General features: G+C 65.9%; 11 protein-coding genes. 4 read left to right on the top strand and 7 right to left on the bottom strand.

The genetic code is table 11. From position 1 onward, the window contains the following. The first annotated feature begins 1,093 nt into the window (after window positions 1-1,093). Complete coding sequence (locus HH308_RS28995) at window positions 1,094-1,960, top strand: 3-hydroxyacyl-CoA dehydrogenase family protein (RefSeq protein WP_170197767.1); 867 nt, start codon at window positions 1,094-1,096, stop codon at window positions 1,958-1,960. A 60-nt stretch (window positions 1,961-2,020) separates the two neighbouring features. On the opposite strand, the gene HH308_RS28990 is transcribed toward HH308_RS28995, so the two are convergent. Genes HH308_RS28990 through HH308_RS28980 form a run of 3 tightly spaced genes read right to left on the bottom strand, consistent with a single transcriptional unit; the run spans window position 2,021 to window position 6,076 of the window. Next, window positions 2,021-2,875 (bottom strand): SDR family oxidoreductase, encoded by an 855-nt coding sequence (locus HH308_RS28990; protein WP_170197766.1) that lies wholly within the window; start codon window positions 2,873-2,875, stop codon window positions 2,021-2,023. Between the two features lie 9 nt (window positions 2,876-2,884). Then, a complete protein-coding gene (locus HH308_RS28985) occupies window positions 2,885-4,315 on the bottom strand; it encodes a phytoene desaturase family protein (protein ID WP_170197765.1) in 1,431 nt (476 codons plus the stop codon). 3 nt (window positions 4,316-4,318) lie between these two features. Beyond that, window positions 4,319-6,076 carry a DUF3556 domain-containing protein gene (locus tag HH308_RS28980; RefSeq protein ID WP_170197764.1) on the bottom strand — a complete coding sequence of 586 codons (1,758 nt, stop codon included), beginning with the start codon at window positions 6,074-6,076 and terminating at the stop codon, window positions 4,319-4,321. Between the two features lie 134 nt (window positions 6,077-6,210). Between HH308_RS28980 and HH308_RS28975 the strand changes: the two genes are divergently transcribed. Then, the gene (locus HH308_RS28975) at window positions 6,211-7,485 is read left to right on the top strand and encodes a PucR family transcriptional regulator (RefSeq protein ID WP_170197763.1); all 1,275 of its coding nucleotides are present in this window, start codon (window positions 6,211-6,213) and stop codon (window positions 7,483-7,485) included. A gap of 43 nt (window positions 7,486-7,528) precedes the next feature. Here HH308_RS28975 and HH308_RS28970 read toward each other — a convergent pair whose 3' ends face one another. Together HH308_RS28970 and HH308_RS28965 are read right to left on the bottom strand one after the other, a co-directional pair. Further along, a complete protein-coding gene (locus HH308_RS28970; protein ID WP_170197762.1) occupies window positions 7,529-8,440 on the bottom strand; it encodes an alpha/beta fold hydrolase in 912 nt (303 codons plus the stop codon). Beyond that, complete coding sequence (locus tag HH308_RS28965) at window positions 8,437-9,081, bottom strand: MerR family transcriptional regulator (protein WP_170197761.1); 645 nt, start codon at window positions 9,079-9,081, stop codon at window positions 8,437-8,439. The genes HH308_RS28970 and HH308_RS28965 overlap by 4 nt, the downstream gene beginning before the upstream one ends. 89 nt (window positions 9,082-9,170) lie before the next feature. Between HH308_RS28965 and HH308_RS28960 the strand changes: the two genes are divergently transcribed. Then, window positions 9,171-9,662: a DUF4188 domain-containing protein gene (locus HH308_RS28960; protein WP_170197760.1), complete on the top strand. Its 492-nt coding sequence runs from the start codon at window positions 9,171-9,173 to the stop codon at window positions 9,660-9,662. 18 nt (window positions 9,663-9,680) lie between these two features. On the opposite strand, the gene HH308_RS28955 is transcribed toward HH308_RS28960, so the two are convergent. Next, entirely contained in the window at window positions 9,681-10,646 is a 966-nt protein-coding gene (locus tag HH308_RS28955) for a hypothetical protein (protein ID WP_170197759.1), read from the bottom strand. A gap of 23 nt (window positions 10,647-10,669) precedes the next feature. After that, window positions 10,670-11,860, bottom strand: a complete 1,191-nt coding sequence (locus tag HH308_RS28950; RefSeq protein WP_170197758.1) for an LLM class flavin-dependent oxidoreductase — start codon at window positions 11,858-11,860, stop codon at window positions 10,670-10,672. 490 nt (window positions 11,861-12,350) lie between these two features. On the opposite strand from HH308_RS28950, the gene HH308_RS28945 reads away from it, so the two are divergent. Further along, window positions 12,351-13,691 carry an ROK family protein gene (locus HH308_RS28945; RefSeq protein ID WP_246284929.1) on the top strand — a complete coding sequence of 447 codons (1,341 nt, stop codon included), beginning with the start codon at window positions 12,351-12,353 and terminating at the stop codon, window positions 13,689-13,691. Window positions 13,692-13,960 lie beyond the last annotated feature (269 nt).

Here is a 13,960-nt window from a genome sequence, read left to right as displayed (position 1 = left end):
CGGGCCGGAGCGTTAGCAGGCCCGCACTCCGCTGGTTGAGCCGGGCCGGAGCGTTAGCGAAGGCCCGTGTCGAAACCACGCAATCCGAGCTGCCAACGCACCAAACACACAGCGGCAGTTGATAACTCGTCTCACCATGGTTTCGACGCGGGCGCGTCACTTCGACTCGCTGCGCTCGCTCAGCACGGCGCTCGCTGCGCTCGTCGGGCCCGGCTCAACCAGCGGGGGAGGTGCCGTGGTTTCGACTCGACCACCCAAGGAGACGGGCTCGCCGCTCGCCTCGTCCCGCGATGCGAGCCTCACACGCAAGCCCACACCCCGATGGTTGAGCCGGGCCGGAGCGTTAGCAAGCCCACATTCCGCTGGTTGAGCCTGGTTTCACCGACAGAAGCGTCCCTCTGCTGGTTGAGCCGGACGAGCGCCGTGCTGAGCGAGGCGCTAGCCGAGTCGAAGTAGCGCTAGCCGAGTCCGTGTCGAAACCTCTGAGCCACAACGACTTTCGACGGTCCGCGCCAATTCCGGCGATGTCACCCGGTAAGTGTCGCGTGTGCACCCTATGGGTGCCCACGCCTCGATGTTCGATTCCATCACAGTTCGACAAGTGCGCTGCCATCAAATGTATTGTGGTACAGAGGTTTCGACACGCTCGTCGCTAGCGCTCCTCGCGGCTCAACCAGCAGATGCAGTGCCCGGATCGGTGAAACCAGGCTCAACCAGCGGATAGGGCCCGGCTCAACCAGCGAGTTCGGCGAAGGTGACCGACAGATCGTCGCACCGTAATGCGATGCGATCTCGGTCGCGTTCCCGGGAAGTGGTGAGAATACTGCTTAAGCTGGTCATGGCGGCCCCTGGTGGTGTATTCACTGACGTCCTCAGATAGTGGTCGAGAGCTTGAGTGGCGTCTTCGTCGTCGGGTAACAGAAAAAGCGGCTATTGATCGCCCGAGTACATCTCCGGCCGGGCGCTGTGCTGACCGAACAAACGACTCGGCCGGCTTTGTGCTGCGAAGACGGTTTCACCGACGATGATGCGTCTTATGCTCGAGCGCGGCAATCTCGACCTGAACGTCTCGCAAGCACAATGAGGTGACCCCATGACGGTGTCCTATACCCGCACATTCTCCGACATCGCGGACCGTCCGGTGGCGGTGATCGGCGCCGGGACATTGGGGCGACGTATCGCGATGATGTTCGCCAGTCGCGGCGGTCGCGTGCAGCTCTACGCCCGACGCTCCGAGCAACTCGCCGAGGCCGCCGAGTACGTGGCGGGTGCGTTGCCGGCGATGGTGCAGCGCAGGGGTTTCGGCGAGCCTGGTGACCTGGTGACCACGACCTCGCTCGATGATGCGCTCGCCGATGCGTGGCTCGTCGTCGAGTCCGTCCCGGAACGCCTGGAAATCAAACTGCCGCTATGGGAGCAAATCGACGCATCGGCCGGCCCGGAAGCGATCTTCGCCACCAATTCGTCGTCGTTTCCGTCGCGCATGATGGCGGCGAGCATCCGCGATAAGAGTCGACTGTGCAATATGCATTTCTCGATGCCGCCCGAATACAATGCGGTCGACCTGATGTCCGACGGTCACACCGACCGCGGACTTCTCGATAGTCTGCTCGCCATTCTGCCCGAATTCGGCGTATTCCCGTTTGAAGCGCAGCGTGAATGCACGGGATTCATCTTCAATCGGATATGGGCGGCGATCAAACGAGAATCACTATCCGTCGTTGCTGAGGGTGTTGCCCGCCCCGAAGACGTGGACGGAATGTTCAAGATCAATTGGGGGATGGCCGCGGGGCCGTTCGAATTGATGGACAGAGTCGGGCTCGACGTCGTGCTGGACATCGAGAACAACTACGCGCAGGAGTTTCCCTATCTCCCCGCTCAGGTGCGTGACCTCTTACAGGAGTACGTAGGGGCGGGCAAACTCGGTGTGAAGTCCGGCGAGGGCTTCTACAAGTACTGACGCGGCGTCGTCACGGGGTTTCGACTCGGCTTCGCCTCGCCAGTAACCAGCTGGTGCGACTCAACCGTCCACGAACAGGTCGATCTCCAACGCGGTCTGCCCGGCGACCACGCGGTAGCGGTCGAAGTCGGTGACACCGTCTGCGGCCAGTACCTCGTCGTCGAGGAAGAAGTTCCCGCTCGTCGTGGCTGCGGGGGAGGTGAGGATCCGGTAGGCGGCATCGGCCATGATGTCCGGTGTCCGCGACGACGACACCATATCGTCGCCGCCGAGCACGTTGCGGACCGCCGCGGTCGCGATCGTGGTGTGCGGCCAGAGGGAATTGACGGCGATACCGTCGGACTTCAGTTCCTCGGCGAGCCCGAGCGTGGTGAGGGACATGCCGTATTTCGCAATGGTGTACGCCAGCATCTGCCCGGCCCAGCGGGGGTTGAGGTTCAGCGGCGGCGACAGCGTCAGCACGTGCGGGTTACGGTCCGCCCGCGCCGAATCGCGCAGCGCCGGAAGGCACGTCTTGGCCAGCAGGAAGCTCCCGCGGCTGTTGATGTCGTTCATCAGGTCGTACTTCTTCATCGAGATCGCGTCGGTACCGGACACGTCGATGGCGGAGGCGTTGTTGACGACGACATCGATCCCACCGAACCGCTGAATGGTCTGTGCGACGGCCGATTCGATGTCGGCGTCGTTGCGGACGTCGCCGACGAATTTCAGCACGCGGCCTCCCGCGGCCTCCAGCTCGGCGGCTGCCGTGTGAATGGTTCCCGGGAGTTTCGGGTGTGGTGCGTCGGTCTTGGCGATCAGGGTGATGTTGGCGCCGTCGGCAGCGGCTCGCTTGGCAATGGCGAGCCCGATGCCGCGGCTGCCGCCGGACATGATCACTGTTCGGTCGGACAGTCGCAGGGTGGATCGGCCCATCGGGTGCTCCTAGATGTGTCGGTGTTGTCGGGCGAGGTAGTCGAGCGCGGATCGAGCCGCGTGGTATCCGCACATGCCGTGCAGACCACCGCCGGGCGGCGTCGACGACGAGCACAGATAGTGCCCGTCGACTCCGGTCCGGTACGGGTTCACGGCCAGGCGCGGACGCCCGACGAACTGCCGGAAGTCCATCGATCCGCCGTTGATGTCGCCGTCGATGAAATTGGCGTTGGCGTTGAGCAGGTCGGCGGGACCGTGTGCGCGGACCACCTCGATACGGTCGCGGAATCCGGGGGCGAAACGTTCGATCTGGTCGAGCATGAGTGCCGACGGGTCGCCGGGGTAACCGCGCGGCACATGCGCGTATGCGTAGATCGGCACCAGCCCACCGGTGGTCCGGCTCGGATCTGCCACCGCCTGCTGGCCGACGATCATGAACGGCCGCTGCGGCATCAGACCGTGAAAGGTTTCCTTCTCGGCGTACGCGACCTCGGCGTAGCCGCCGCAGACGTGGACGGTGCCCGCCTTGCGAACATTCTCGTTCGACCACGGGATTCCGTCGTGCACCGCGATGTCGAGTTTGAAGGCGGCCGCGCCGTACCGGTAGCGCTCATATGCGCGGCGGATCCGTTGTGGCAGTTCGTCGCCGAGAATCCCGACGACCGAGCGCGGACCTGTGTCGTACATGACCAGATCGAAATCCCGAGTCTGGTCGTGGGTGACGATCGGGGTACCCACCTCGATCCGGCCGCCGAGGGACCGCAGCAGACCTGCAAGTCCGTCGGCGAGCTTGCTCGTTCCTCCGACCACTACCGGCCAGCCGTAACGGTGTGCGACGACGGCGAACATGAGCGCGACGCCGTTCGACGGCGGACGGGTCAACGGTGTCCACGCATGAGCGGCGTTGCCCGCGAACAGCGCCCGGACTTGCGGGGTTGCGAACAACCGGGCGAACGTCGACGCGGGCGCGAGCGCCGCGACGCCGAACCGGGCCATCTTGACGGGGTGGTCGGGAATTCGGACGAGCGGCCCGAGGAGATCGCCTGCGATGGTGTCGTAGTCGGCGACGAGTGGCTCCATCAGGGCCTGCCACCGCGGGCCGTCGACGCCGAACCCGCGGGCGGTGTCGGCGAGTGAGCGGGTCAGCACCGCCGCCTGCCCGCCGTCGAGCGGATGGGCCAGATCGATCTCCGGCCAGGCCCACTGCACTCCGTGTGCCGCCAGGTCGAGTGAGCGCATGAACGGTGACGACACCGCGGTGGGCACGATTGCGGCGCAGTGGTCGTGGATGAGGCCGGGCAGGGTGTACTCGCCCGACCTCATCCCGCCGCCGATTGTGTCGGCGGCTTCGGCGACCGTGACCTCGACGCCGTTGCGTGCGAGTTCGATTCCGGCCGCCAAGCCGTTGGGTCCGGATCCGACGATCAGGGCTGTGGGCATCGTCTATACCGCGCTGCGGGCCCAGTCGACCTGCAGCGGAATCGGCCCGTTCGGCAGCCAGGGCTGCTCGTTGACCTCGTCGGAGACGAGGAACGTACCCGTCTCGATGACACCCAGCGCAGCGTCGACCAGTTGGTAGCGTTGCACGTTTCCGCCGAGCGACGACGACTCGGCGACGACGACCACCAGCTCACCGGGGGCGAAGTTCGCTTCATCCTGCACTGCTTCCACCAGATCCGGACCGTGCCAGTGGGCGTCACCGAAGTTGAACCCGATCAGCGAATTGCACAGGAACTCACCTTCTCGGACCGAGCGGGAGTCGATGTCGGGCAGCCGGGACAGCAGCACCGAGATTGTGCCGCGCGCATGGGTGTGCAGACTGCGGAAGCCGATGGTGCGCTGCAGCGTGATCTCGGCCCAGTTCGGCTCGTATCCGGACGCGATCAGCTGATCGAGCTGATTACCCGCCGACCGAGTGACCCGATTGAGCTTCTCCTCGGCGCCGGGAGCGAATGCCCACAGGGACGTGGCCCAGTTGCCCGAGTACTGCCGCATCGAAGCGAGGAACGACACCTTGTCGGGCCGGAAGTTGCCGAGCACCGGGAAGACCAGCAGGCCGATCACGATGGCGACCGTCAGCCACGGCGACGACATGTCGGTGATGTAGTAGCCGTCCCAGGCGGGGAAACCCAGGAATAGGAACACCACGGCGTAGATGAACAGGACGTTCCATTCCAGCGGCACCGCGAGCGGGAAGGTGGAGATGATGAACGCGTGGAAGGCCACCATGAACAGCGCCGCGATCAGCGTCAGCCACTTGTTGGTCGAGAAGAACAGGATCAGGGGCGCGGCGACCTCGATGAAGGTGCCCTGCACGTGTGCCATGAAGCCGGCCACCCGAGAGGGCCGCAGGTCATTCGGGAAGTCACGGTACTGCGCGCGCCGAAGCCACTTGGGGGTCCAGAACGTGTTGCTGACCATCGGCGGTACCACGTACGAGAAGTGCTTGGTCATCTTGGAGACACCGGCACCGACCCAGACGATGAGGATCAGCAGCTTGAGCGCGATGATCATGTCGGTGAAGGGCAGCACCGCGAAGAAGATCAGCGCGGGCAGGTACTGCTCGCTTCGGCAGGCCATGAAGACGATCTTGTCGCGCAGCCCGATCAGGACCAGCAGGACGATGGGAATGGCTGCCAGCACCGGATTGATCAGGCCCGACGTGTTGTCGGGTAGGCGTTCGGTGAGCGACGCGCTATGCACCCCGGGCATCACCAGCGCGACGACCAGGCTTACGAGCAGAGCCGCGTAGAGGCCGACGTCGAGCCAGTTCCGGCGATCGCCCGCGGTCAGCGGGATCCATTTGTAGGGCCGCTCCCGGATCGTCCCGGGGCGTGCCCAGAACAGGATTCCCCCGGTCATCGGTTTGAACTTGCCGGCCAGCGGGCCCCACGAGCCGGCGAGGTTCATCGCTTCGAGCAGGATGGTCCAGACGATGGCCTTCTGGTACACGATCGGCTGATTCCACCAGTCCGCGACGTGCCAGAAGGCGGGCAGCCCAGACGTGGCCAACGCGATCGAGAGGCCCGCGATCGCATAGAAGACGACGAGTTTGAGGATGTAGATGCAGTGCACCATCCGCGGTGCGCCGAAGCCCTGCTCGACCCAGTCGAGATTGAGTATCCGAATCCGCTCCATCAGCGGTTTCTTGAGAAATTCGTCGGGGTCGACGTCGGGCAGATCTGGTGTGGTGAATCCCATTGAATGCTCCCTTCCGTGGGGTACCCGACGAATGTATTTTCGGGTGTTGTGAATCACACCGTCTCGCCGCGATGAACCTGCGGTGGATTCCTGTGTCGGGAACACAAGGGTGTGGGGCGCACTACTGTTGAGCCATGCTGATGGGTGATGGCGACCAGGATTCCCAGGTCAGCGATACCGCTGCGGCGATCGTGAGCGCTCTCGGTGAGCGGCTGACCGAAGTGTCGCGTTCCATCCAGCGGACCTTGGCCGACGAAATCGACGAGCTGCGTGACGATCCGCAATTGTTCGCGCTGCTCGGTGCGAGCGTCGAGGGAAACGTCGAGACGATCTTCGGGGCACTCGCCTACAAGATTCCGATCGAACGCGTCGAACCGCCGACCGCGGCCTTCGAATATGCGCGACGGTTGGCGCAGCGCGGAATCCCGGTCAACGCACTGGTGCGTGCGTATCGGCTCGGCCAGCGGGCACTGCTCAAGATCATCCTCACCGAGATCCGCGACTTCGGCGTGCCCCCGACGATCGAGCTCGACGTGTTCGAGCGGACCATGACCGTGACGTCGGGCTATGTCGACTGGATCAGCCAGCAGGTGGTCGACGTCTACGAGCAGGAACGTGACCACTGGCTGGAGAGCCAGAACGGCGTCCGCACGGTCCGCGTCAAGGAACTGCTCGGCGGCACCGACGTCGATCTCGACGCCGCCGAGACCGCTATTCGCTATCCGCTGCGCAGAGTGCATCTCGCTCTGGTGCTGTGGTTTCCCGACAGCGACCGGGGCGATGATCTCATTCGACTCGAGCGGTTCTTCCGCGAGCTGACCGCATCATTCGAGACGCAGGGGAGCGCGATGTTCATCGCGGCCGACCGGGTGAGCGGGTGGGGGTGGATTCCGCTGACCGAGGCCACCGCGGACGGTGTCGTCGGCCGCATCGGCGAGTTCGCGTCAGCCGCGGTGGACGCACCGTTCGTCGCCATCGGTACGCCGCTGCCAGGTGTCGCCGGGTTTCGCCGCTCCCACCGGCAGGCACAGAACGCGCGCACGGTCGCGATCGCGTCGGGATCGCCCGTCAGCGCGGCGGGCGATCCGGGGTTGTCGGCGGCTGCGTTGCTGTCCGATCGACTGCCTGAGGCGAAGACATGGGTCTGCGAAGTGCTCGGCGGGCTCGCCGTCGACTCCGATAACGACGCCCGGCTGCGCGAGACCCTGCGAGTGTTCCTCGGTGCGGGAGCCAGCTACAAAGGGGCGGCCCGGGCACTCAATCTGCACTTCAACTCGGTCAAGTATCGCGTGGACCGTGCCATTGAACGACGCGGCCGGCCGATCGGCGATGACCGGCTCGACGTCGAGATAGCCCTATTGATCTGCCGGTGGTTCGGCACCACGGTCCTGGAGTCCGGGCAGCCTTGACGGGCCGACTACAGCCGTGAGGCACGGAAGCCGCCTGCGGAGGTCAGGCTGCCGCTGCGAAATTCGCGGTCAGCACCGCAATGATCTTGTCCCACAACGGTCGTGGCAGATCGTGTGCCATCCCGTCGACGACTTCCAGGCGAGACCCCTTGATGGACCGGACGATCGCCCGCGACCCCGACGCCGGCATCAGCTTGTCGTACGATCCGTGCACGACGACGGTGGGCGCGGTGATGCGCTCGTCGAACGGTACGAGCCGTCCGGTGCCCATGATCGCGGCGAACTGCCGGGCGAAGCCGGCCGGGTAGTAGGACCGGTCGTAGTACTCGGTCGAATTGGCAAGTGCCACTTCACGTGTCGGCTGAAACACCGGAGAGCCGATGATCGACCCGACCTTGATGCTGTGCTCGATGATCTCCTCGCGCGTCGCATCCCGCGGTGGTCGCTGCAGCAGCGCGCGAAGCTGCTTGGGTCCGGGCGGCAGCAGGAAGCCCTGATTGTTGCTCGACATGATCACTGTCAATGTCCGCGTCCGGTCGGCGTGTTCGGCGGCGAACACCTGGGCGATCATCCCGCCCATCGACGCCCCGACGATGTGTGCCTTCGCGATGCCGAGGTGGTCGAGGACGCCCGCGGCGTCGTGTGCCATGTCCACCAGGGTGTAGGCGGTGTCGGCGACCGGAAGCCCGACGTAGAACCGAGCCATGTTGGTCAGCAGCGACCCGCCGCCTGGCGCGACGCCGTCGAGCTTGCTCGACAGTCCGCAGTCGCGGTTGTCGAAGCGGATCACGTGGTACCCGCGGGCGGCGATCTGCTCGCAGAATTCGGTGCGCCAGAACACCATCTGTGCTCCGATGCCCATGATCAGCAGTACCGCGGGGTCGTCGGGATCGCCGAATTCGTCGTAGCAGATCTGCAGGTCGCCGACGGTCGCGTAGTTGGCAGCAGTGGTCATCGAGCCATCTTGTCATGGTCGGCGCCCGAGCCGGCCGGGGCCGCGTCGAAACGTGCGGTGATGATCTGCGCGTGGGCGAGGCGTCGCAACCCGGCGAGGATCGGCTCGTAGAGGATCGTGCCGGTCGCCATGACGGTCAGGCCGCGGCTGAGGTCGTCGGTGTCGGTGCGGTCGATGTCGACCGTCGCGACCCGCATCGCGGCGTCGGCGTAGACGCGCAGGGCGTCGTCGGAGATGGGGACGTCGAGGTCGTCGAGCGTCGCCACGATCTCTTCGATGTGTGCGAGATACGGATCCTTCTCGTGCGGTGACCAACCGAGGTCGACGAGGATGCGTCGGACCCGGCCGTCGCTGCGCGTCGGCGCGCGGTCGGCGAAAGCCAGATATGCCGCGCCCAGGACGTGCGACGGTGACGGCGCGTCGTCGTCGAGCGTGTCGAGGACCGCGCGGACCTGCGCGAGCGACAGTCCGCCGATGTCGGTCAGGGCGCGGATCAGTCGCAGGCGCTGCACATGCGAATCGTCGTAGACCGCGCGGGTGGCGCTGGTGCGTTCACCGGCTGGCAGCAGACCGCTGCGCAGGTAGAACTTGACCGTCGCGACGGTGTGCCCGGTCGTCGACGCGAGTTCGGATATCTGCACGGAAGTTCTCCAATCGCTTGACATTGGATACTACAGCTATCCATCATTGGAGAGTGTCACTACCCAATTAGTCCGACCTGGAGGCGGTCATGGGAAAGGTTCCGACCACTACGCACCAGTCCGATGAGTCGATTGCGTTGTTCCTCATCGGTTTTCGCATCAACAAGCCGTTCAAGTTCAAGCAGTGGGTGCCGGTGTTCACCGCGATGCCGCGGATGCTCGCCGAACTCGGCAAAGACCCGGCCAGCGGGTTGCTGCACTACCAACTCGCGCTGCAGCCGCGCGGCGCGATGGTCATCCAATACTGGCGCAGCACCGAGGACATCTACCGCTACGCGCGCGACGCCGATCACGAGCACTGGCCGGCCTGGAAGGCCTTCTACGCCCGGGCGAAGGCCGCGCCGGAAGCCGTCGGCATCTGGCATGAGACCTACGACGTCCCAGCCGGACACGCCGAATCCCTTTACGGCGCAATGCCGGTCAGCGGTTTGGCGGCGGCCACGTCGTCGGAGCCGGTAACCGCGGCGACCCGTACCGCGCGTCAGCGGATGCGACGCCGGGCGGTACAGCCGAATCGGTAGGGGTGACAATCTGCGTTGCTAGGACGCCGGGTGCCCGGCGAACGTCAGGCGCAGGAGATCGCCCGACTCGGTACCCGCCACCACGGTCCCCGGGCGTCGTGGATCGGCTGCCAATGCCGTGATCGGTTGCCCGACGCCGCGTGCGCACGTCGAGTGCGTACGCAGATTCACCGTGATTGCCTGGCCGACGGTCGACGCGACCGCCAGGACGTCGGGGTGCGGTGCGATCAGGTCGTCGAGAATCCCGGGCAGCGGCGCGGTGAGGTCGGCGGCGACCGACGCCTGCGCCGGATCGTCGACCGGCACCCGTAACACGCGGCCGGTGGTGCTGGAAGTCATTGTGACGTAAAGGTTTTCCCCGGATGCCGCGATGCCGTTGAGTCCGAATCCGTTGACGACGGCCGACGGGAGTTGGCTCTTAGGTGCCCGGGCCGACCAGGCGGCGTCGATGCTCCCGCGTCGGGTGATGCGGAGCAGGCCGAGCCGGCCGTCGGCGACGTAGAGATTATCGTCCGGACCGAAGGCCATGCCATTGGGCATCCCCAATCCGGTGGCGAAGACCCGTGGATTCGGTTGTGCCGCACGAGGATCCAGGCGCACGATGGCACCTGTCAGCGGTGTTGCGGGGATCATGTCGTGGGTGGCGTCGCCCGATGCGACATAGAGCAGACCATCCGGGCCGACGCGAACGGCGCCGGGCTCGACGACTGGAATCGACGCGGTACGTCGACCATCGGGTGCATACCGCTCGACGACGCCGCGCTGGCCGCGCGCTACCCACAGATTGCCCGCGGCGTCGAAGGTAAGGTTCTCCGCCCAATCGATGACGGGAGTGCTCGCTGCCCGCAGCCGGCTGACCGACACACCGGGGCATCCGGTCACGGCCTGCGCCGGACCGAGGGCCGCAGGCGCCGCGAGGGCACTCACGGCGAGAACGGTCGCCGCGAGCGCGCGGACGACCGTCCGCAACCTCGACACCGTCATCCGCGAAACTCTATCCGGTACTCCTACGACGCGCTGACCTTCGTGCCGATGGTGTCGACGGTGGGCAGGAAGGCGTTGCGTACCGGTTCGGCCGATGCGGATTCGTCGTCGAGCAGGCCTCGCGCGACGAGTCGGGGCCGCACGCCCTCGCCGAAGTGATAGGCCTCCTCGATATGCGGGTAACCGGACAGAATGAAATGGTCGAGGCCGAGAGCCGCATACTCGGCGATGCGCTCGGCCACCTCCTCGTATGAGCCGACGAGCGCGGTACCCGCACCGCCGCGAACCAGCCCGACGCCCGACCACAGGTTCGGATAGATCTCCAGCGTCCGTGCGTCCGAGTCGCTTCCGAACGCGGCACCGCCCTCGTGGAGTGCCCGCATGCGTTGCTGCCCCTCCGACTCGGAATGTGCGAGGTTGGCCTGTGCGGTCGCCACCACCGCCGGATCGAGGTTGCTGATCAGCCGATCGGCCTCGGCCCACGCCAGCTCCGAGGTCTCGCGTGCGATCACGTGCAGCCGGATGCCGTAGTCGAGTTCGCGCCCGACGTCGGCGGCGAGGCCCCGAATCCAGTCGAGTTTCTGCGCGACCTGTGTGGGCGGCTCGCCCCAGGTGAGGTAGGTGTCGGCGAATTGCGACGCCACCGTGCCCGCGGCCGGTGAGCTGCCACCGAAGAAGATCGGCGGAACCGGATCGGGGATCCGCGCGGCCTGGGCACCCTCGACGCGCAGGTGCTTTCCGGTGAAGTCGACCGGGCCGTCGTCGGCCCAGAGTCGGCGCAAGATGTCGAGGAACTCACCGCACCGCTCGTACCGGGCGTCCTTGCTGAGGAAGTCGCCGAAGGCGCGCTGCTCATGCGACTCGCCGCCGGTGACGACGTTGAGCAGCAGACGGCCCTTCGACTGCCACTGGAAGGTGCCGGCCATCTGCGCCGCCAGCAGCGGGCTCATCAGGCCGGGACGCAGCGCGACCAGGAACTTCAGTGTCTCGGTGGTCTCGACCAGCATCGCGGTGCTCAGCCAGGCGTCTTCACACCACAGTCCGGTAGGGGTGAGGACCGCTTCGAAGCCGTTGATCTCCGCCGCGCCGGCGAGTTGGTTCAGGTAGCGCAGGTCGGCGGGCCGATCACCCGACATCGAACTGCCATGACCACCGGCGATGAGGTTGCGAGAGTCGCCATAGGTGGGCAGGAACCAGTGGAAATGCGCGGACACGGATAAGTCCTTTCACGTGGAGACGGGTCTGCAACGAGTCAACGCCATGGGCGTATGAATCCCGCAGTTGAAATCGTTGTGAACGAAAGGTGGGCAGAAGTCTTGCTGCGTCCTATATTCGCCCATGTACGCGTGTGACGTGGGGAAAGTCGACTGATTTCGACGCCCGTGCACGGGGCGGCGGGGCGTGCGTGTGGGCGGCGCCACTGTCGCCCGGTGTTGCGCGTGCCGTTAGCGCGCTGCTAACTTTGCGACTATGCCGAGCCACGAGCGCTACATCCCGGAGGTCACCTACATGACCACCGCATTGGGATGCCGTCTGCCGCTGGCTCGCGTTCTGTGTTGTTGTCGAATGCGCTGAAACGACCCTGACCTGCCCGTATCTCGGGCGTTCTCGTTTTACCCCACTGCCGCGGTCTCTATTCGGAGTCGACTTCTCTTCTCGACCCGCCGACGGTGAGAGGGCATTTCACACTTTGAGGACAACATCATGACCGCCACTCTTGACCACCGCATTTCGTCGGGTTCCGTCGTCACCCGCCCGCAGCCGCCGCGCAGCGCCCGGGCGTCCCGTCCGCTCGCATACGGTTCACGGCCCCTCGCCTCCGAACCCCGACTCGTGAGCGGCCTCGGCACTGCCCGACTGGGCAGCCAGCAAGGAAAATCGAGAATTCACATCGCCACGCCGCAACTGGAATTGTCGTCGAAGCCGGCCGCGGTGGTGCTGCGTACCGCGCGCCTGTCCGGCCCGATCTTCCGCGATGCCGCCGCCGAGCAGACCGATCTGTCGATCTCGACGGTGAACCGCCAGGTGGGCGCACTGCTGCGCGCCGGTTTGATCCGCGAACGCGCAGACCTGGCGCCGGCCGGAGCGATCGGCCGCCCGCGGCTGCCGTTCGAACTCAACATCGCCGACTTCCTCACCGTCGGCATCCACATCGGCTACAAGGTCACCTCGATCACCACCCACGATCTGCTGCATCGTGTCGTCGGCGCCATCCAGATCCCGACCCCGCAGGGAGCGCCGGAGGAGGTGCTGGCCGCGATCGGTGTCTCGGCCCGGCGCTTCGCCTCGCGCTGGACCGGCAAGCGCGCACTGTGGACCGGCGTCGCCATCGGCGGCCGCGTCCGCGACGGCGGATTCGTCGATCACCCCCGGCTGGGTTGGGAGAAGGCGCCGGTCGGCCGGATCATCGCCGAAACCGTCGGATTGCCGGTGTCGGTGGCGTCGCACGTCGAGGCGATGGCCGCCGCCGAACTGCTGGTGAACCCCGACAACAACTCGTCGAGTTTCCTCTACTTCTACGCGCGCGAAATGGTCGGCGTCGCGTTCAGCGTCGACGGATCCGTGCACACGCCGTCGTCGGGACCGCCGGTCATCGGCCATTTCCCCACCGGCGCAACGGAACTGCTTGATCCGCGGCGCACGGGTCAGCTCGAGCCGACGGCGAGCGACACCGGTGTCGTCGAAGCCGCGCGGCAGGCCGGCCTCGCCGTCGACGGCATCGACGCCGTGCACGAACTCGCTCGCAACGGCGACGATCTGGCCCGCAAGATCCTCGACGAGCGCGCGCTGGTCCTCGGCCGGGCCGTCGCGTTGATCGCCGACATCTTCAATCCGGACCACATCATTCTCGGCGGGCAGGCGTTCACCGACGCACCGTCGACGCTGCCGACCGTCGCCAAGGCCGTTCGGGAGACCACCGTCGCCGCGAAACGCGATGTGCGCGTCTCACATTCGGGTGTCACCGTGCAGCAGCAGGCGGCCGGAGCGGTGTCGCTCGACGCGCTGTACTCCGACCCGCTGGAAGCGATCGCGCTGACGGCGTAGCCAGCGACACGCTGGTTGAGCCGGGGCGAAGCGCCCCACCCGCTGGTTGAGCCGTGAGGAGCGCCCCACCCGCTGGTTGAGCCGGGCCGAAGCGCCCCACCCGCTGGTTGAGCCGGGCCGAAGCGCCCCACCCGCTGGTTGAGCCGGGCCGAAGCGCTAGCGTAGGCCCGTGTCGAAACCCTGGTGACACAACAGGTTTCGGTGACACCGTCACCAAGGATGTCGACTCGCTGCGCACGCTCAACCAGCGGGCGGAAAGCGCACAATTT

Origin of the sequence: Gordonia asplenii, assembly GCF_012933505.1 — a bacterium.
GTDB lineage: Bacteria > Actinomycetota > Actinomycetes > Mycobacteriales > Mycobacteriaceae > Gordonia > Gordonia asplenii.
The sequence above is the reverse complement of the archived record's forward strand: the minus strand, read 5'-3'. Positions and strand labels throughout refer to the sequence as shown.

Coding starts and splice junctions, on each gene's coding strand:
- HH308_RS28995 (WP_170197767.1), top strand. CDS start 1,094: ATGACGGTGTCCTATACCCGCACATTCTCCGACATCGCGGACCGTCCG.
- HH308_RS28990 (WP_170197766.1), bottom strand. CDS start 2,875: ATGGGCCGATCCACCCTGCGACTGTCCGACCGAACAGTGATCATGTCC.
- HH308_RS28985 (WP_170197765.1), bottom strand. CDS start 4,315: ATGCCCACAGCCCTGATCGTCGGATCCGGACCCAACGGCTTGGCGGCC.
- HH308_RS28980 (WP_170197764.1), bottom strand. CDS start 6,076: ATGGGATTCACCACACCAGATCTGCCCGACGTCGACCCCGACGAATTT.
- HH308_RS28975 (WP_170197763.1), top strand. CDS start 6,211: ATGCTGATGGGTGATGGCGACCAGGATTCCCAGGTCAGCGATACCGCT.
- HH308_RS28970 (WP_170197762.1), bottom strand. CDS start 8,440: ATGACCACTGCTGCCAACTACGCGACCGTCGGCGACCTGCAGATCTGC.
- HH308_RS28960 (WP_170197760.1), top strand. CDS start 9,171: ATGGGAAAGGTTCCGACCACTACGCACCAGTCCGATGAGTCGATTGCG.
- HH308_RS28955 (WP_170197759.1), bottom strand. CDS start 10,646: ATGACGGTGTCGAGGTTGCGGACGGTCGTCCGCGCGCTCGCGGCGACC.
- HH308_RS28945 (WP_246284929.1), top strand. CDS start 12,351: ATGACCGCCACTCTTGACCACCGCATTTCGTCGGGTTCCGTCGTCACC.